Here is an 18,679-nt window from a genome sequence, read left to right on the forward strand (position 1 = left end):
CCGATGCCCGGCGACCAGTTGCACGTCAACCTGGCCCGGTTCGCCGCGCACCAGCGCCAGCATGCCGGGGATGTCCGCCGGGTCGTTCTGGCCGTCGCCATCGAGGGTCGCCAGCCATTGCCCGCGGGCCTCCCGTGCGGCGTGGTACAACGAAGTGCTCTGCCCCAGCGAACGTTCGTGATGGAGGATGCGCAGGGTGTTCAGGCCGTTCTGGCGGATCTGCCGCAATTCCTGCAGGGTCGCATCGGTGCTGCCATCGTCGACGACGATGATTTCGTACGATTCAGCGGCCAATGCGACGCGGATTTCCTCAAGCAATGGCTTGAGGTTGTTCGCTTCGTTTTTGGCGGGAATCAGTACGGATACAAAAATGTCTTGGTTCATGGGGTCTCTCTCGCCCTTTTGATTTTTTCGAGATCAGAGGCGAACGCTTCAAATCTGATAGAACTGCCGATACCACTTCACAAACTCGCCGACGCCGGTTTCGAGCGTCACCTGCGGGCTGAAGCCCACCCACTCGGCCAGTGCCGAGACATCGGCCCAGGTCTTGACCACATCACCGGCCTGCATCGGCATGTAGTTGCGCCGGGCCTGCAGGCCCAGGGCGGACTCCAGGCAGTCGACGAAATCCAGTAACGCCACCGGCATGCCACGCCCGATGTTGAAGAGCCGGTTTACCCCGGTGGCGGAGCCTTCCGGCACCGGAGGCCTTGGGCGTAGTCGGGCGATACCTTCGACAATGTCGTCGACGTAGGTAAAGTCGCGCGACATCTGCCCCTGGTTGTAAATGTCGATGGGCAGGTCTTTGAGGATGGCGTCGGTAAACTTGAACAGCGCCATGTCCGGGCGACCCCATGGACCGTAGACGGTAAAAAAGCGCAGGCCACTGGCTTTCAGGCCATACAAATGGCAGTAACTTTCGGCCAGCAGTTCATTGGCGCGCTTGCTGGCGGCGTACAGCGAAACGGGATGTTCGACAGGGTCCTCGACACTGAACGGCATCTTGCTGTTGGTGCCGTACACCGAACTGCTCGAGGCGTAGATCAGGTGCTCGGGGCGATAGTGCCGACAGGCTTCCAGCACATTGAGGAAACCCACCAGGTTCGATTGCCCATAGATATCCGGGTTGTCCAGCGAGTAGCGCACCCCGGCTTGAGCAGCCAGATGCACCACTTCGGTAAAACGGTGTTCTTGAAACAGGCTCATCAGGGCCGGTTTATCGACGATGTCCATTTTCCGGAAACGAAAACCCGGCAAAGTCTCCAGCACTTTGAGGCGTGCGTGCTTGAGCTCCACGTCGTAGTAGTCGTTGAGGTTGTCGATCCCGACAACGTCCTGACCCTCGCGGCACAAACGCTGGACCGTATGAAAACCGATGAACCCGGCTGCACCGGTGACCAGAACGGTCATTGGACGCACGCCTGCGACTGCGCTGCGATCGACGCGAGATTACTGATCCAGACCCTCGTGGGCTTCATGTGTAGCTCCTGCTTATGGCGTCATTCGCGCACGGTTTCGTTGTGAAGCTTATAAAACAGAAACATTTCAGTTTCGATAACGCCGTGCGCAACCTCAGCAAAAAAAACCATATCTGGCCGAAACAGCCGCTATTATCTGGCCGAATCGTCATGTGGCTTGTAAAACCGGAACAAACCGATATCCACGGTCTTGATGTATTGCGTGGCCCAATCCGGTTTGACGGTACGATCGTGGAAATACAGTGCACCCTGCGTGCGGTCCGGCAGTTCCTTGTTCAGGGCCTTGCGCGCGATTTCCTTGGCCATCGCGTAAGGCACCTCTTCCTGGACCGAATCGGATTTGCCGTCACACCACCAGGAAAACTGGCAACTCTTGGTTTCTGAACCCTGTTTGACCACTTTGCACACCGTGTCCGGAAAGCCCTCGTGGCCCAGGCGATTCATGACCACGTTGGCCACCGCCTCCATGTCGGCGGTGTCCTTGCCCCTGGCTTCCCAGTAAATGGACCGGGCCAGGCACGTGATCGCATCGTCCAGCGGCGCGACGCCCGCCGGGTCGACGGCCTGGACTTCGGACGGGGTAATCGCTTCAGCCTTGGGCACCGGTGCGGGGTTGTTGTTCTCGGCGGCTTTCTGTTCCAGCACCTCGGCCTTGTTCTCGGCCGCTTGCTGCTTTTGCGCTTGATCCGCAGCGGACACCGGGCCGGCAAACAACATGAAGGCGAGGCAAGTGGCGATCCAGTCGAGGCGCATGGTCGGTGTCACTCGGTGAGTGGTTCGATTCAGTCTAGTAGTGAAATGATTTCGCCCACCCCACTACACTCTGGATAAATCCGTTGTCCTGGATGGACCAACTTCGCGCATCATGGGCGCAATCTGCTCAAGGGGATATTCATGGGTTTCATCTCATCCGCACTGCGTTTGACCGGTTTGTCTCTGGGCCTGGTATTCGCCGCTAACGCTATCGCGGCGGACGAAGCGCAATTGGTCGAATCGATCAACGTCTACCGCAGCCAACTGCAGCGCTGTGCCGGCCAGGTCTCAGCGGAGCTGCCGCCGCTGTCGGCCGACCCGCGCCTGGTGCTGTCCGGCCCGAGCATCGGCAATCTGCAGCAGGCCATGGCCACTGCGGGTTATCCCATGAAGAATGTGCAGGCCATCAGCCTGTCCGGGCCTCGCGATGCCGCCTCGGCGATGAAGGCGATTCAGGAGAGTTTTTGCCAGATCGTCCTCGACCCGCAATTCGTCGATGTCGGCGTCAGCCGCCAGGACAATCAGTGGCGCATCGTCGTGGCGCGGCCACTGCTGAGTTCACACCTGGGCGACTGGCAGACCGAGGGCCAGAAGCTGCTCATCGAACTCAATGCCGCACGGGCCAAGCCGCGTCAATGCGGCACCCAGTCTTTCAATGCGACCGCGCCGCTGGCCTGGAACGCCACGCTGGCCACCGCCGCCGAAGGCAACTCGCGCTCCATGGCCAACAATAACTACTTCGATCACAAGGACCGTGACGGCCGCACCCCGGGCGACCGCGCGGAACTGGCCGGCTATGACTTCCAGCAGATCGGCGAAAACATCGCCGCCGGGCAGGACAGCGTACGCAAGGTGGTCGAAGGCTGGCTGGTCAGCCCTGGTCATTGCGCCAACCTGATGAACCCGCAGTTCCGCGAACTGGGCGCAGCGTATGCGACCGACCCGAAGAGCGATGCGGGGATTTACTGGACGGCGATGTTTGGGGCTCAGTAAAGACAAGACTCTGTGCCCTTTAAGAAAGTTTTTGCGGTGAGACTGAAGTCCTTGGCGCACAGAGTGTGTCGCGGGCGGACTGTGCAGCCGATGGTGTACATATCCGTTTCTTTGGTAACGGCCACTAACGGTTCCGCCCTTACGGCGGAACCGTTAGTGGCCATTACCGCAAAAATGGATATTCACCCAATCCAATCCATACATACGCCTCAAAGTGAACTGGAACCCTTTAATGGCTTGCCATCAGTGGCTACTCATCCCGGCCGCGTGCATCAACATCCGCAACGCCCCCGCCACCACACCCAAGGCAACCACGCTGCCCAGCCAGATCACCACCAGCCATCCCAGGCGCTTGTACCAGCGCGCAGGTGCGGTTTGATTCGTTTCAATGCTAGCCATCGCCAATCCTCACTTTGCTGAGGAACACGTAGTAGCTCCAGACCGTGTACATCAGATGATCGGCAGAATGAACAGCGCGCCAATCAGGATGAACAACTGGCTAGTCGGCGGTGATGCGGCCGCCCACAGTCTGATCGACGGCGGCACGATGTTCGGCCAGAGGCTGAACGCCAGGCCGATATAGCCCAGGAACACCAGCATCAGGGTGAAGGCGAACGGCCTATGGGTGTGGCGTTGGCGCAGGGTCTTGAGCAAGCCGAACATCGCCAGGTGCGCATGGGCAAACCAGCGCGTGGCGAGTTCCGGATGAAGGATTGGCGTCCACACGCAGATCACACTCGCCACCGTTGACCTGTGCTTCGCGCTCCCATTGCAGCAGGAACTTGACCATGCCGTTTTCCGGCGACTCGCCCCAGGCGCAACCGGGGTAGTCGAGCCCGCTGTTCTGGTTGGTCTTGAGCATGACGCGAATGCTCCTCAGCGCGTTTTCACTGCCCAACCAGCGGCGGCACCTTTATAGGGTTTGTATCGGTCGACTTGAGACATGGTACTTCTCCGTGACAATGCACACAGGCTTCGACCTGACTCAGGTCATTGTTCGATTTGCGGAGAACGCATATGAATGGCGTTTAAATATAGTCTAATCGCTATTTATGACCACATTATCGAAACGCTCTATCATGGATTTTTTTGTTATTTTTCAATATCTTGAAATCTATTACAGCCATTCTTAAAACAAAATAAAGCTCATCATAGATCCGGTCGATCACCCAGTTATTAATAGTGATTGGACGCCAGCCAAAGTTGCTCTTAGCCTGCGCTCAACAAGTCCGTTATTAACGGAGTTCGTAACTGTAGGAGCGAGCTTGCTCGCGATGGACCCAAGAGCACCGCGTGTAACCAGCAAGCGCGCGTAATCGTTAACGACCATCGCGAGCAAGCTCGCTCCTACAGTTTTTTCGGTGCCAGGAGAGGAAGTCATGTCAGAACGAGTCTTGATCGATGGCTTCTCCCGGCGCGTGGACTATCTGCGGATGTCGGTCACCGACCGCTGCGATTTCCGTTGCGTGTATTGCATGGCCGAGGACATGCAGTTTCTGCCGCGCCAACGGGTGCTGACCCTGGAAGAGATTTACCAGGTTGCCGAAAGCTTCGTCGCACTGGGCACCCGCAAGATCCGCCTGACCGGGGGCGAGCCGCTGATCCGTCCGGGCGTGGTGCAACTGTGCGAAAAGATCGCCGCCCTGCCGGGCCTGCGTGAACTGTGCATGACCACCAACGGTTCGCAGCTGGCCAAACTGGCCGGACCGTTGTTCGACGCCGGGGTCAAGCGCCTTAACATCAGCCTCGACTGCCTGGACCCGCAACGTTTTCGCGAACTGACCCGCACCGGTGATCTGACGCAGGTGATCAAGGGCATCGACGCGGCCAACCAGGCTGGATTTCGCAATACCAAGCTCAATTGCGTGGTGATGAAGGGCCGCAACGACCATGAGATCAATGATCTGGTGAGCTTCGCCATCGACCGCAACCTCGACATTTCCTTTATCGAGGAAATGCCGCTGGGCACCATCCACGAGCACAGCCGCGCCGAAGCGTTTTTCTCCAGTGCCCAGGTCCGTGAACGCATCGGCGAACGCTACACTTTGATTGATTCCGCCGAGTCGACCCAGGGTCCGTCGCGCTACTGGCGCCTGGCCGAGGCGCCGCAGATTCGCCTGGGGTTCATCTCCCCCCACAGCCACAACTTTTGTGGCACCTGCAACCGGGTGCGACTGACCGTGGAAGGACGTCTGCTGCTGTGCCTGGGCAATGAGCACGCCGTGGATCTCAAGGCGGTCTTGCGCAGCCACCCCGGACAGCCCGAGCGCCTGGAAAAAGCCATTATCGAGGCGATGAAACTCAAGCCTTATCGACACAACTTCGAAGTGAACGACGATGTTCAGGTCATTCGCTTCATGAACATGACGGGCGGCTGAAACCCATGATCGTAAGACCCAAACCCAACCTGATCGGCGTGCTGACGTCCCTCAAGGGTTCGATTGCCAAACGCATCGCCTGGCGCAGCCTGATGGTGACGCTGCTCGCCTCGGCCATCGTGCTCATCGAAACCTTGCACCCCAGCTACTTTTCCAAGGTCAGCGCCACGCCCTTCACGCTGCTGGGTTTGTCGTTGTCGATCTTCATGAGCTTTCGCAACAACGCCTGCTACGACCGCTGGTATGAAGCGCGCAAGGCGTGGGGCGATGTGATCGTGGAAGTCCGCTCGATGATTCGTGAAACCCTGGCTATCAAAGACACGGATGAGCGACACACGGTCCTCAGCAACCTGTGTGGCTTTGCCCATGCCCTCAACGCGCGGCTGCGCCAGGAAAACGAACTGGCCGCCAGTGGCGACTGGCTGCAGCCGATGCCCAAGGGCAACACCACGGACGTCAGCGGGCAGATACTGATGCAGGTCGGTCAGCAGTGCTCGGCACTCAACGAGTCAGGGGCGATCAACGACTGGCGCTACACGCTCATGGCCAACCACCTGACCAGCCTGACCCATGCCCAGGCCGTCTGTGAACGAATCAAGAACACCCCGCTGCCGTTCCCCTACACCCTGTTGCTGCACCGCACCATTTACCTGTTCTGCATCCTCTTGCCGTTTGCCATGGCCGAACCCCTGGGTTGGCTGACACCGATTTTCACCGCGATTGTCAGCTACACCTTTTTCGGCCTGGATGCGATTGCCGATGAACTGGAAGACCCCTTCGGCCGCGACGAAAACGACCTGCCCACCGACGCCATCGTGCGCAACATCGAGCGTGATGTACTGGCGGCCCTGGGTGTGACAGAGTTGCCGCCACAGCTGGAGCCGGTGGATTTTGTGTTGAACTGATTTCCAGCAAAAAAGCAAAACCTGTGGGAGCGGGCTTGCCCGCGAATGGATCTAAAGGCATAAGAAGAGGCAAACCATGTCCGACATCCTCTGGCAACCTGACGCCAAACGCATTGGCAAGACCCGCATGGAGGCCTTCCGGCGTTTCATCAATCAGCGGCATCACCTCAAGATCGACGACTACCCTGCCCTGCACCAATGGTCCATCGAGCAACGCCCGGACTTCTGGCAGGCCATCGTCGACTTCTTCGACATCCGCTTCCACGAGCAACCTGACGCGGTGCTGCTCGAAGGCCCGCAGATGCCCAGCGCCCAGTGGTTCCCCGGCGCAACGCTGAACTTTGCCGAACACCTGCTACAGCGTCGCGATGATGCGATCGCCGTGGTAGCCGTTGGCGAAAACGGTCTGCGTGAACATTTGACCTGGGCCGAACTCGCGGAACATGTCGCCGGCTTTCAAAACGGGCTGATAGCAGCCAGCGTCAGGGTTGGCGACCGGGTCGCCGCGTGCATGCCCAACACCTGGCAAACCCTGGTGGCCATGCTCGCCACCACCAGCCTTGGCGCCATCTGGTCCTGCTCTTCGCCGGACTTCGGCACCCAAGGGGTGGTTGACCGTTTCGGCCAGATCGAACCGAAAGTGCTGGTGACCTGCGCCGGTTATCGCTACGCCGGCAAGGAAATCGACCAAACCGCCAAGGTCAACGAGATTCTCCAGCGTCTGCCTTCGCTGCAACAGTTGATCATCGTGCCTTACGCCCGGCCACACGCGCACATAGAAGAATTCCGCACCCAGGCGAATGTGACGTTGTGGGACGATTTCTACACGCCCGGCGGCGAGCCGGATTTCGTCCCCGTGCCCTTCGCCCATCCGCTGTACATCCTCTACTCCAGCGGCACCACCGGCGTACCCAAATGCATCATCCACAGCACCGGCGGCGTGTTGCTGCAACACGTCAAGGAACACGGCCTGCATGGTGATCTCGGCCCCGGTGAACGGCTGTTCTACTACACCACCTGCGGCTGGATGATGTGGAACTGGCTGGTGTCGGCGCTGGCGACAGGCAGCTCCGTGGTGCTGTACGACGGCTCGCCGTTCCACCCCGAGCCGCAGCGCCTGATCGACCTGATCGACGACGAACGCATCAGTGTCTTTGGCACCAGCCCCAAATACCTCGCGACCCTGGAAAGCAGCGGTATCAAGCCCCGTGAAAGCCATGATCTGAGCAGCCTCAAGATGCTGCCATGCACCGGCTCGGCGCTGTCACCGCAGAGTTACGACTTCGTCTATCGCGACTTCAAGGCTGACGTGTGTCTGGCCTCGATGTCCGGTGGCACCGACATCGTCTCGTGCTTCGTCAACGGCAACCCGATGTCGCAGGTCAGGCGTGGCGAGATCATGGGCAAGAGCCTGGGCATGGCCGTCGAAGTGTGGAACGACGAAGGCCACCCGGTAATCGGCGAAAAAGGTGAGCTGGTCTGCACCCGGCATTTCCCGGCAATGCCCATTGGCCTTTGGAACGATCCCGATGGCGAGAAACTGCGCCAATCCTATTTCAGCCTGTTCCCCGGCGTCTGGGCCCAAGGTGATTACGCCGAACAACTGCCCCATGGCGGGATGATGATCCACGGTCGCTCCGATGCCGTGCTCAACCCCGGCGGCGTGCGCATCGGCACGGCGGAAATCTATCGTCAGGTGGAGAAAGTCCCCCAGGTACTCGACAGCGTGGCCATCGGTCAGCAGTGGCAGGATGACGTGCGGGTGGTGCTGTTCGTACGCTTGCACGACGGGCTCGAACTGGACGAGGCGCTGCAACAGCAGATCCGCCAGACGATTCGCGCCAACACCACGCCGCGTCATGTGCCGGCCAAGATTGTCGCGGTGACTGACATTCCCCGGACCATCAGCGGCAAAGTCGTTGAGTTGGCAGTACGCAATGTGGTGCACGGGCAGAAAGTGAAGAACACCGATGCGCTGGCCAATCCCGAGGCGCTGGAACAATTTCGTGACCGGCCCGAACTGATGGATTGAAATGGGATACCTGTGGGAGCGAGCTTGCTCGCGATAGCGGAGTGTCCGTTGACATCAATGCAAATTGACCCGACGCCATCGCGAGCAAGCTCGCTCCCACAGGGTACTGTGTCGCCTACCGCTCACCCTGACGGGTCCTCCACAATCGACCACCTGTGCAAGAATAGAGGCCAGCCAAAGCGACTCATGTGCAGGACTCCCGAATGAACGCAACACCAACCGCCAGCGATGCCCAGGCCTTGATCGCCCGAATCGACTGGGCAAGCAGCCCGCTGGGCGCGGCCAGTAAATGGCCACAAAGCCTGCGAACCGCCGTGGACATCGTCATTCACTCGCCAATGCCGATGCTGTTGCTATGGGGCCCGCAGCTGACACAGATCTACAACGACGGCTTTGCCCTGCTCGCCGGAAGCAAACATCCACACGCTTTCGGCCAACCGACACACCTGATCTGGCCAGAGTTGCAAGACTTTACCGACCCGATATACAGCGCCGTCCTGCAAGGTCAGGTGCGAACCTACAGTGAGCAGCGCTTTGCCCTGCAACGCGGGGACCGGGAATCCGACTTCTGGCTCGACCTGACCTACAGCCCAATCCGTGACGAAAGTGCCAAGGTGGCCGGGATCCTGGTCACCGCCATCGAAACCAACGAACGCCGGCGCATCGCCCTCGAACTCGAACAGCGCTCGGCGGCCAGCCTCAAGGCCCAGCGTGAAACCGAGGAGCGCCTGCAACTGGCCCTCGCCGCCACCGATGCGGTCGGCACCTGGGACTGGGACATCAGCGAGGACCGTTTCATCGCCGATGCGCATTTTGCCCAACTGCACGGGATCGACCCGGCCATGGCCAGCCAGTTGCCGATCAGCGAGTACCTGCACGGCGTACACCCGCAAGACCGCGCCCTGATCGCCCGCAGCATCAAGCATTGCATCACCCACGGCACTGAGTACGCCGAGGAGTATCGCCTGCTCCAAACCGACGGCCAGATGCGTTGGGTGTTTGCCCGCGGTCGCTGCTACAAGGATCACCACGGCCGGCCGATGCGCTTCCTCGGCGCCGCCCTGGACCTGACCGAACGTAAACACACCGAACAGGCCCTGCGCCAGAGCCAGACCGAGCTGCAACTGATCATCAACGCCATGCCGGTCCTGATCAGTTACGTTGACCGCGAAGAACGCTTTCGCCTGAACAATGCGGCGTACCTCGACTGGTACGGGCTGACGCCGCAAGAACTTTACGGGCGAACCATTCTTGAAGTGATCGGCGAAGAAGCCTATGCACTGCGCGCCCCGTACATCACTGAGGCGCTGTCCGGCCGGCCCTGCTGTTTCAGCATCAGCACGCCACACCGCGACGGCAGCACCCGCCAGGCCTTGATGAATTACCTGCCACGCCACGGCGCAGACGGCGCGGTAAACGGTTTCTACATCTTCGTGATCGATGAAACCGAAAGCAAAAAGACCGAAGAAGCCCTGCGCAACCTGAACGAAACCCTTGAGGAACGGGTTGCCGCCCGCACCCGCCAACTGGCCGAGGCCAACGAGCGCCTGCAGAACGAGATGTTCGAACGTGAGCGTGCCGAAGACGCCTTGCGCCATGCCCAGAAAATGGATGCGGTCGGCCAGCTTACCGGCGGCATCGCCCATGACTTCAACAACATGCTCACTGGCATCATCGGCAGCCTCGACCTGATGCAGCGCTACATCGCCGACGGCCGTGCCAGCGAGATCGGCCGATTCACCGAGGCGGCAGTGTCCTCGGCCAACCGTGCCGCCGCCCTCACCCATCGCTTGCTGGCGTTCTCCCGGCGACAGTCGCTCAACCGCAAGCCGCTGAACCCCAACGAGTTGGTTCACTCGCTCGAAGACTTGTTCAGTCGAACCAAGGGCGACCACATCGAACTCAAACTGCAACTGGCCGAAAACATCTGGCGGATCAGCACGGATGTCAGTCAGTTGGAAAACGCCTTGCTCAACCTGGTGATCAACGCCCGGGACGCCATGCCGGATGGCGGCGTGCTGCAGATCGAAACCGCCAATGTGTACCTCGACGGCAGCGACATCACGACCCTGGAACCACTCAAGCCCGGCGACTACGTGATGATTACCGTCAGCGACAACGGCACCGGCATGACGCCCTTGGTGCTGGCCAAGGCATTCGACCCGTTCTTCACCACCAAGCCCATTGGCCAGGGCACCGGCTTGGGCTTGTCGATGATTTACGGTTTCGCCCAACAATCGGGGGGCCACGTCAGTCTGTTCAGCCTGCCTGAACGGGGCACCAGCGTGCGCTTGTACCTGCCGCGTCTGCATTCGGCCGAGTCGGAAAAAGTCCTGTCGCCCGTCGGCGGCGAGGCACCGGCGGCGATTGCCGGCGAAACCGTGATGCTGGTAGAGGACGATGCGGCGGTGCGCATGCTGGTACTGGACCTGCTCAAGGAGCTCGGCTACCGCGCCCATGAAGCCGAAGATGCCAAGAGTGCCCTGCCGGTGCTGGAGTCAGACCTGCGGCTGGACCTGTTGGTGACCGACGTCGGGTTGCCAGGCATGAACGGCCGGCAACTGGCAGAAATCGCCCGCCAGCACCGCCCCGAACTGAAAGTACTGTTCATGACCGGTTACGCGGAAATCGCCGCCGAACGCCAGGGTTTCCTCGAGGAAGGCATGGACATGGTGGCCAAACCGTTTTCCATCGACCTGCTGGCCAACAAGATTCGCACGATGATCGGTCAACCAAACTGAGTTGAGGCATAATCGCGCGCCCCCGCTGCCACCCACATAGCCACCACCGTTGCAAGGTAACCGCCACATGAAAGCTCAAGCCCGCCATATTCTGGTGAAAACCTCGGAAGAAGCCGAGCAGCTCAAACAACGCATCGCCAAGGGTGAAGCGTTCGATGTGCTGGCCAAGAAGTACTCGACCTGCCCCTCGGGCAAGCGCGGCGGTGACCTCGGTGAAGTACGCCCGGGGCAGATGGTCGGCGTGATCGATGCGGTAATCTTCAAAAAACCGCTGCGGGTGGTGCATGGGCCGATCAAGAGCAAGTTCGGCTATCACCTGGTGCAGGTGTTTTTCCGGGATTGATGCTGTTGGCTTTCGGCCCCCATCGCGAGCAAGCTCGCTCCCACAGGGGTTCTGCGCCGGGCACAAATCAATTGTGGGAGCGAGCTTGCTCGCGATCCGATGGCGCAGCCAGCGGCCATTCACCGCTTACCGTGGGATCAACGCCCCCGGCACCTGAATCACCCGGCTCGCCAACCGATGCCCGGCCTCGGCAGCTTGCGAAGGGCTGCCGCCCTTGAGCCGCGAAGCCAGATACGCCGCGCTGAACGAATCCCCCGCCGCCGTGGTGTCCACCACCCGCTCGACCTTCTGCGCCGGCACTTCGAATGACTCGCCATCACAACGAATCAGGCACGCTTCGGCGCCGCGCTTGAGCACCACCTCCGGCGTACCCATCTGCTCATACGCAGCGAACACCGCCTCACAATCGGAGTAACCGAACAACGCCTCTTCGTCATCCACTGTCAGCAACGCCAGGTCGACATGCGGCAGCACACGGCGATACGCCGCCCGGGCGTCCTCGACCGACGCCCACAGCCGTGGCCGGTAGTTGTTGTCGAACACAATTCGCGCATCGCACTGGTGGGCTTCGATCAGGGTGTTCAGCAACTTTTCCCGGCCTTGCACGCCGAGTACCGCCAGGGTGATGCCGCTGAAGTACAGCACGTCGTAATCCGGCAGCGCCGCAAGGATCGGCACGGCGGCCGGGGTGGTGAAGCAATCGCGTACCGCCGCTTCGTTGCGCCAGTACAGAAAGCGTCGCTCACCGGCGGCGTCAGTCTGTATGCAATACAAACCCGGCAGACGTCCCGGCAGGCGCTGAACCATGCCGAGCCCGATATTTTCCTCCGCCCAACTCTGGCACATCGCGTCGCTGAAACTGTCATCGCCCAAGGCGGTGACGTAATCCACGGTGCCGTTCTCTCCCAGTTCCCGGGACAGGTACACCGCCGTGTTCAAGGTGTCGCCACCGAAGCTCTGTTGCAGGCTGCCGTCGGCGCGATGCTGCAACTCGATCATGCATTCGCCTATCAGGGCGATGCGTGGAGTGTTGGGGCCCAGGGTGTTGATGGTGTTCATTGTTGTGGGGTCTCTGGTGTTTCGGTGTTGTCTGGTCGGGCCTCATCGCGAGCAAGCTCGCTCCCACATTGGATCTTCGGTGTACACAAAACCCTGTGGGAGCGAGCTTGCTCCGGGCGGCGATCCGACGATGACCGCAACTCGGTCTCAAACTTTAGAAACAGGTTTCCATGGTCTCGATGACGTTCAGTTGCTCGTCCACCAGACAGCCGACACGCCACTTGTCGAACGTCAGGCACGGGTGCGATGTGCCGAACGAAATGATGTCGCCCACCCGCAGATCAACCCCTGGCGCCACGGTCATGAACGCATGCTGGTCCATCACCGCGGTCACCTTGCACGCACTCACGTCATCGCCTTTGGCCGGCACCACACCCGCCTTGTACCGCAACAACGGCACCGGCAAGCCGGCGTCGTAGGCCACGTCGCGCTTGCCCAGGGCAATCACCGCAAACCCCGGCTCCGGCAATGACTGCACGTGCGCCCACACTTCCAGCGCCGGACGCAGGCCTTCGTGCAGATCGCTGCGACGGTCGAGTACGCAGCACTGCGCCTCCTTGTAGATGCCATGGTCGTGAGCCACGTAACTGCCAGGACGCAGCACGCTGAGGAAACGTCCACCGGCGTTCTGCGCTTCGAAGGATTCGGCAATCAGGTCATACCAGGCCGAGCCCGACGCGGTGATGATCGGCTTGGCAATGGCGAAGGCGCCGCTGTCCTGCAACTGCACCGCCAAGCGCACCAGTGACGCGGCGAAATCGCGGATACCGGTCACGGCGTGATCACCATGGATCACGCCTTCGTAGCCTTCGATCCCGGTCAGGGCCAGGGCCGGTTGCGCGGTGATGGACTTGGCCAGATCGAGCACTTCCTGCTCGCTGCGGCAACCGCAACGACCTCCGACTACGCCGTATTCAATCATGACGTTCAGGCGCACGCCGCGGGAGGCGAAATAGGCGCCGAGGTCGGCGACGTTGTCCGGATGATCGACCATGCAATAGAAATCGAACGTCGGGTCGGCCAGCAGGTCGGCGATCAGCGCCATGTTCGGCATGCCGACCAACTGGTTGGCCATCAACACCCGGCGCACGCCATGGGCGTAGGCGGCACGGGTTTGCGTGGCGCTGGCCAGGGTGATGCCCCAGGCACCGGCGTCCAGTTGGCGACGGAACAGCGCCGGGGTCATGCTGGTCTTGCCGTGGGGCGCCAGTTCCGCACCGCTGTTGCTGACGAAGTCCTGCATCCAGCGAATGTTGTGTTCCAGCGCCTCGCGGTGCAGTACCAGCGCGGGCAGGCTGACGTCACGCACCAGGCTGGCGCCGATCGGGGCAGCGCCTTTGTCCACGTTGGCAGTATGGGGGGCAGAAGACATGGTCGAACTCCTAGTTCACGCGGCTGCAGGCAGCCGCTGTTATTCGTTGATGCGACGGGCCAGGCTGTTGGCGCTGTCGATCAGCACCCGGCGGTAGTCATTGTAGTTTTTCTTGGCATCGGCTCGTGGAGCGACGATGCACAGGGTCGCGATGGCCACGCCGCCAGGGTCTTTGACCGGGGCGGCGAAGCAATGAGTAAAGGTGTCGGCGACGCTATCGAAAGAAAAGAAACCATCGATTCCGGCCTGACGGATTTCCTTGAGAAACTGTTCCAGCGGCAAGCGTTCGCCGTCAGGCAGGATGAAGTCGTCGTGGTCGATCAGGTCGACGATTGCCTGGTCGCTCAGGTGCGCCAGCAACAGCCGCCCGGAGGCGGTCCAGGGGATGGGTGCGTTTTCGCCGATGTCCGAGGAAATACGGAAATGCCGTTCCCCCTCCTTCATCAGCGCAACGGTGTATTTGCGCCCGTTGAGCAGACACATCTGCGCCGTTTCATGGGTCTGGCTGACGATTTCCTGCAGGGCGTGATCGGCCTCGCGGGTCAGGTCGAAATGGCGCAAGTGGGCCTGCCCGAGAAAGTACAACTGACGACCGAGGTAGACATGACCGTCCTTGCCCACCGGCTCCAGGATCCGCCGTTCCAGCAGCGACGCCACCAGTTCGTAGACCGTGGATTTGGGGCTGCCGATGCCGTTGGCAATGTCGTTCGGGCGCAGAGGCTGGCCGATCTCCTTGAGGAAATCGAGGATATCGAATGCCCGGTCCAGACCGCGTGCCCGGCGCTTGATGGTGTCTTCGGTCATTTCAGTGGTCCCCATTCAAAGTCGCCCGTAGGAGCTGCCGCAGGCTGCGATCTTTTGATCTTGCCTTGGCAGCACCCATCAAAAAACGCCAGAAGATCGCAGCCTTCGGCAGCTCCTACAAGAGCAACCGCCGATCAAGCCTTTTTCTTGTAAGCAATACAGTCGATCTCCACCTTGCAGTCGACCATCATGTTCGCCTGCACACAGGCCCGCGCCGGGGCGTGTTCGGGTTTGAAGTACTCGGAGAAGACCTTGTTGAAACTCGTGAAATCCCGCGGATCCTCCAGCCACACGCCAGCACGCACCACGTCTTCCAGGCCGAAACCTGCCTCTTCGAGAATCGCGATCAGGTTTTTCATGGTCTGGTGGGTCTGCTCGACGATGCCACCGACAATGATCTCGCCGTCCACCGCCGGCACCTGCCCGGAAACGTGCAGCCAGCCATCGGCTTCAACGGCGCGGGCGAAAGGGCGAGGCTGACCGCCAGCGGCGGTGCTGCCGGTGCCGTAACGAGTAATGCTCATGGGTGTTTCTCCTGCTTTGAAAATGACGTTAAAAGCGAGTGCTTTTGAGAAATTCCGCCAGTCGTGGCGATTGCGGGCGCTCGAACAGGTCCTTGGGCGGCCCCTGCTCTTCGATACGCCCCTGATTCATGAATACGATCTTGTCCGAAACCTCGAACGCAAAGCGCATTTCGTGGGTCACCAGCAGCATGGTCATGCCGTCTTCGGCCAGGCCCTTGATCACGCTCAGCACTTCGCCGACCAGTTCCGGGTCCAGGGCCGAGGTCACTTCGTCGAACAGCATCAGGCTCGGGTTCATGGCGATTGCGCGAGCAATCGCCACGCGCTGTTGCTGACCGCCAGACAACTGACCGGGGAAGTGATCGCGCCGTTCCAGCAGGCCAACACGCTCCAGCCATTTCTCGGCCAGGGCCACGGCCTCGTCCTTGTGCAGTTTCTTGACCTTGAGCAGACCCAGGGTGACGTTCTGCAACGCGGTCAGGTGCGGGAACAGGTTGAACTGCTGGAACGCCATGCCGGTCATGGCGCGATGGCGAGCGATGACTTTCTCCGGGTGGCGAATGCGTTTGCCGTTGACCTCGTCATAACCGATGGATTCGCCGTCGAGCAGGATCTGCCCGCCCTGGAACTCTTCGAGCATGTTCACGCAGCGCAGCAGTGTGGTCTTGCCCGAGCCGCTGGAACCGATCAGCGTTACCACGTTGCCGCGCCGCATGCTCAGGTCGACGCCCTTGAGCACTTCAAGCTGGTCGTAACGCTTGTGCAGGCCGCGAATGTCCAGCAGGGGTTGGCCGTTTTGTGCATTGGTTTGAGTCTGAGTCATGGCAAAGCCACCCGCTTTTCAATGTGCCGGCCGAGTAACTCGATGCCGTAGTTGATGACGAAGAACAGGAATCCGGCGAACAGGTAAAACTCCAGGGTCATGAAGGTCCGGGCAATGATCTGCTGGGTGCTGAGCAGCAACTCGGCGACACCGATCACCGACAACAGGGTCGAGGCCTTGACGATCTCGGTCGACGAATTGACCCAGGTCGGCAGAATCTGCCGCAGCGCCTGGGGCAACAACACGTAACCGAGGGCCTGGTAGAACGTCAGGCCGATGGCCTTGCTCGCCTCCATCTGCCCAAGCGGCAAGGCCTGCAAGGCACCGCGCACGATCTCGGCGACATGGGAGCCGCAGAACAGCGTCAGCCCCAGCGCACCGGCCTGGAACGCGCTGATCTGCCAGCCCAGCGCCGGCGCCATGTAAAAGCACGCCAGCACCAGCACGAACACGGGCGTGCCGCGAATCACATCGACATAAAAACGAAACGGTGCGCGCATCCAGAATTTGCCGTAGGTCAGCACCAGCCCGGCGACGACGCCAACCAGTGTGCCGAGCAAAATCGCCAGCACCGACACCTGGACGCTGGTCAGGAAGCCTTGCCACAGCACTTCCCGCGCCACCCACAACTCATGCAACCAACTGGGGGATTCGTACATGGGGCCTCCTATCGGCGAATCGCCAGACGCTGTTCGAGGTAACGCAGCATCATGGCAATGAGGTAACAGGCCGCCACATAAAGCGCCGTGGTCACCAGCCAGGTTTCAATCACCCGGTAGCTCTCGACATTGATCTTGCGCGCGTAATAGGTCAGCTCAGGTACGGCAATCGCGGCCGCCAGCGAAGTGTCCTTGAACAGCGAAATGAAGTTGTTCGACAGGGCCGGCAACACATTGCGCAGCATCACCGGCACGGTGACGTAGGCCTTGACCTGCCACTCGCCCAGGCCAATGGCCAACCCTGCTTCTCGCAGACCCTTGGGAATGCTCAGCAAGCCGCCGCGAAACACTTCAGTCAGGTACGCCCCGGCATACAGCGACAGGGTGATGATGAACGAGGGGATCTTGTCCAGCCGGATCCCCAGGCTCGGCAACGCAAAGTAGATCAACAGGATCAACACCAGGATCGGCGTGTTACGAATCACCGTGACATACACCGACGCCAGCACCCGCAATGCGCGATGCCTGGACAGCAAGGCAAACGCCATCATCAGGCCGATCACGCAGCCGATGGCGATCGACACCAGCGCCAGTTCAAGGCCCATACCGAGCCCCGCCAGCAAGGTGTCGAAATCGCGCCAGACGGCGGCAAAGTTCAACTGATAGTTCATGGTCAGAAGTACCTTGAGCGGGGCGACTCAAATCGCCCCACTCTCACGGAATCATTTGAATTCGACGGGGAAGCCAATCGCCGGCGTTGGCAGATCCACACCGAACCACTGCTTGAACGACGCCGCGTAAGTCGGGAACTCAACGCCGGTCATGGCTTCATGCAGGGTGGTGTTGACGAAGTTCAGCCAGTCCTGGTCGCCGCGCTTGACCGCGCACGCATAGGTCTGCGGGCTCCAGGCGTAGGCCGGGCTGCGATAACGGCCGGGGTTCTGCACCATCAGGTATTTCACTGAAGACTGGTCGGTGGCCGCCGCGTCGGCGCGGCCGGAGTTCACGGCCTGGTACATCAGGTCCACGCTGTCGTACTGATCGACCTTGGCCTTGGGTAGCGCCTGGTGCACCAGTTCTTCGGCATAGACGTTTTGCAGCACCGCCACGGTGAGACTGTCACCGGCGGCTTTCATGTCATCGATTTCCTTGTACTTGCTGTTCGCCGGCAGCAGCAGGCCGACACCTTCGCGGTAGTACGGCAGGGTGAACGCCACTTGCTGGGCACGGCTGGCCGTCACGGTGATGAACTGGCAGCTCATGTCGACCTTGTCGGTCAGCAGGTTGGGGATACGTGCGTCGGACGACTGCACCACGAACTCGACTTTGCCCGGATCGTTGAACAAGCCCTTGGCCACCATGCGCCCGATATCAATATCAAAGCCTTGCAACTTGCCATCCGCACCCTGGAAGTGCCACGGCGCGTTGGTGCTGCCGGTGCCTACAATCAGTTTGCCGCGGGCCAGAACGCTATCGAGCTTGCTGTCTGCTGCCTGGGCCACGCCCATGGCAGCGGCAGAGGCTGCGAACAGAAAAACACATGCTGTGAACAAGGAAGGTCGGCGATGCATGGCAAGCACTCCAGGGTGATGTTTATTCCGCTATACCGGAACTATGTATGTAACAACGGAATAGACAGCAGAAAGTGTGCCACCGGATGTGGAGGAAATGTGAGCGAAATTGAAATTTGTTTTGAATCAGGGGGATGCATTCAAACAGGAAAAATCGTTACCAAACGCACGGCCTCCTGACCGCTACCGTTGGCTACAAAGGGCGGGTATCTGGTTCACAACCGGGCGCAGATGAACCCATTCG

18 protein-coding genes and 1 pseudogene are annotated in these 18,679 nt (G+C 60.4%); 6 read left to right on the forward strand and 13 right to left on the reverse strand.

What is annotated here, in order from left to right; translation table 11 throughout:
- The 3 genes from AC1DKH_RS18430 to AC1DKH_RS18440 form a co-directional block, all read right to left on the reverse strand.
- A partial coding sequence (locus tag AC1DKH_RS18430; RefSeq protein WP_477798864.1) for a glycosyltransferase family 2 protein occupies positions 1-384 on the reverse strand: 384 nt, incomplete at its 3' end.
- A 48-nt stretch (positions 385-432) separates the two neighbouring features.
- The gene (locus AC1DKH_RS18435; protein ID WP_477798865.1) at positions 433-1,410 is read right to left on the reverse strand and encodes an NAD-dependent epimerase; all 978 of its coding nucleotides are present in this window, start codon (positions 1,408-1,410) and stop codon (positions 433-435) included.
- Positions 1,411-1,610: 200 nt separating this feature from the next.
- Positions 1,611-2,231, reverse strand: a complete 621-nt coding sequence (locus tag AC1DKH_RS18440; RefSeq protein WP_477755402.1) for a cell wall hydrolase — start codon at positions 2,229-2,231, stop codon at positions 1,611-1,613.
- Positions 2,232-2,372: 141 nt separating this feature from the next.
- Between AC1DKH_RS18440 and AC1DKH_RS18445 the strand changes: the two genes are divergently transcribed.
- On the forward strand, positions 2,373-3,224 hold the full coding sequence (locus tag AC1DKH_RS18445) for a CAP domain-containing protein (RefSeq protein ID WP_477798866.1): 852 nt from the start codon (positions 2,373-2,375) through the stop codon (positions 3,222-3,224).
- A gap of 243 nt (positions 3,225-3,467) precedes the next feature.
- On the opposite strand, the gene AC1DKH_RS18450 is transcribed toward AC1DKH_RS18445, so the two are convergent.
- Positions 3,468-3,623 carry a DUF2474 domain-containing protein gene (locus AC1DKH_RS18450; RefSeq protein WP_477764046.1) on the reverse strand — a complete coding sequence of 52 codons (156 nt, stop codon included), beginning with the start codon at positions 3,621-3,623 and terminating at the stop codon, positions 3,468-3,470.
- Positions 3,616-3,968, reverse strand: a pseudogene (locus tag AC1DKH_RS18455) (cytochrome d ubiquinol oxidase subunit II); the annotation flags it as partial. The pseudogene AC1DKH_RS18455 and the gene AC1DKH_RS18450, both read right to left, overlap by 8 nt.
- A 635-nt stretch (positions 3,969-4,603) precedes the next feature.
- On the opposite strand from AC1DKH_RS18455, the gene moaA reads away from it, so the two are divergent.
- The 5 genes from moaA to AC1DKH_RS18480 all read left to right on the forward strand — a co-directional run bounded on the left by moaA (position 4,604) and on the right by AC1DKH_RS18480 (position 11,623).
- On the forward strand, positions 4,604-5,602 hold the full coding sequence (gene moaA / locus AC1DKH_RS18460) for a GTP 3',8-cyclase MoaA (RefSeq protein WP_477798867.1): 999 nt from the start codon (positions 4,604-4,606) through the stop codon (positions 5,600-5,602).
- Between the two features lie 5 nt (positions 5,603-5,607).
- Positions 5,608-6,507 carry a bestrophin family protein gene (locus AC1DKH_RS18465; protein ID WP_477755215.1) on the forward strand — a complete coding sequence of 300 codons (900 nt, stop codon included), beginning with the start codon at positions 5,608-5,610 and terminating at the stop codon, positions 6,505-6,507.
- 76 nt (positions 6,508-6,583) lie between these two features.
- Entirely contained in the window at positions 6,584-8,539 is a 1,956-nt protein-coding gene (locus tag AC1DKH_RS18470) for an acetoacetate--CoA ligase (RefSeq protein WP_477798868.1), read from the forward strand.
- Between the two features lie 203 nt (positions 8,540-8,742).
- Positions 8,743-11,280, forward strand: a complete 2,538-nt coding sequence (locus tag AC1DKH_RS18475; protein WP_477798869.1) for a PAS domain-containing hybrid sensor histidine kinase/response regulator — start codon at positions 8,743-8,745, stop codon at positions 11,278-11,280.
- Between the two features lie 67 nt (positions 11,281-11,347).
- On the forward strand, positions 11,348-11,623 hold the full coding sequence (locus AC1DKH_RS18480) for a peptidylprolyl isomerase (RefSeq protein WP_008066899.1): 276 nt from the start codon (positions 11,348-11,350) through the stop codon (positions 11,621-11,623).
- A gap of 126 nt (positions 11,624-11,749) precedes the next feature.
- On the opposite strand, the gene AC1DKH_RS18485 is transcribed toward AC1DKH_RS18480, so the two are convergent.
- From AC1DKH_RS18485 to AC1DKH_RS18520, 8 genes are all read right to left on the reverse strand, one after another.
- Positions 11,750-12,682, reverse strand: coding sequence for a sugar kinase (locus AC1DKH_RS18485; RefSeq protein WP_477798870.1), 933 nt, complete (start codon positions 12,680-12,682; stop codon positions 11,750-11,752).
- A gap of 154 nt (positions 12,683-12,836) precedes the next feature.
- Positions 12,837-14,054 (reverse strand): amino acid deaminase, encoded by a 1,218-nt coding sequence (locus AC1DKH_RS18490; RefSeq protein WP_477798871.1) that lies wholly within the window; start codon positions 14,052-14,054, stop codon positions 12,837-12,839.
- Between the two features lie 39 nt (positions 14,055-14,093).
- A complete protein-coding gene (locus AC1DKH_RS18495; RefSeq protein WP_108217296.1) occupies positions 14,094-14,858 on the reverse strand; it encodes an IclR family transcriptional regulator in 765 nt (254 codons plus the stop codon).
- 134 nt (positions 14,859-14,992) lie between these two features.
- Complete coding sequence (locus AC1DKH_RS18500) at positions 14,993-15,382, reverse strand: RidA family protein (RefSeq protein WP_477755210.1); 390 nt, start codon at positions 15,380-15,382, stop codon at positions 14,993-14,995.
- A 28-nt stretch (positions 15,383-15,410) separates the two neighbouring features.
- A complete protein-coding gene (locus AC1DKH_RS18505) occupies positions 15,411-16,205 on the reverse strand; it encodes an amino acid ABC transporter ATP-binding protein (protein WP_477798872.1) in 795 nt (264 codons plus the stop codon).
- Positions 16,202-16,864, reverse strand: a complete 663-nt coding sequence (locus AC1DKH_RS18510) for an amino acid ABC transporter permease (protein ID WP_218430801.1) — start codon at positions 16,862-16,864, stop codon at positions 16,202-16,204. The genes AC1DKH_RS18505 and AC1DKH_RS18510 overlap by 4 nt, the downstream gene beginning before the upstream one ends.
- An 8-nt stretch (positions 16,865-16,872) precedes the next feature.
- On the reverse strand, positions 16,873-17,535 hold the full coding sequence (locus tag AC1DKH_RS18515) for an amino acid ABC transporter permease (RefSeq protein ID WP_108217292.1): 663 nt from the start codon (positions 17,533-17,535) through the stop codon (positions 16,873-16,875).
- 51 nt (positions 17,536-17,586) lie between these two features.
- Positions 17,587-18,435 (reverse strand): transporter substrate-binding domain-containing protein, encoded by an 849-nt coding sequence (locus AC1DKH_RS18520; protein ID WP_477798873.1) that lies wholly within the window; start codon positions 18,433-18,435, stop codon positions 17,587-17,589.
- Positions 18,436-18,679: the final 244 nt, after the last annotated feature.

This window comes from Pseudomonas sp. 05L36 (genome assembly GCF_056398125.1).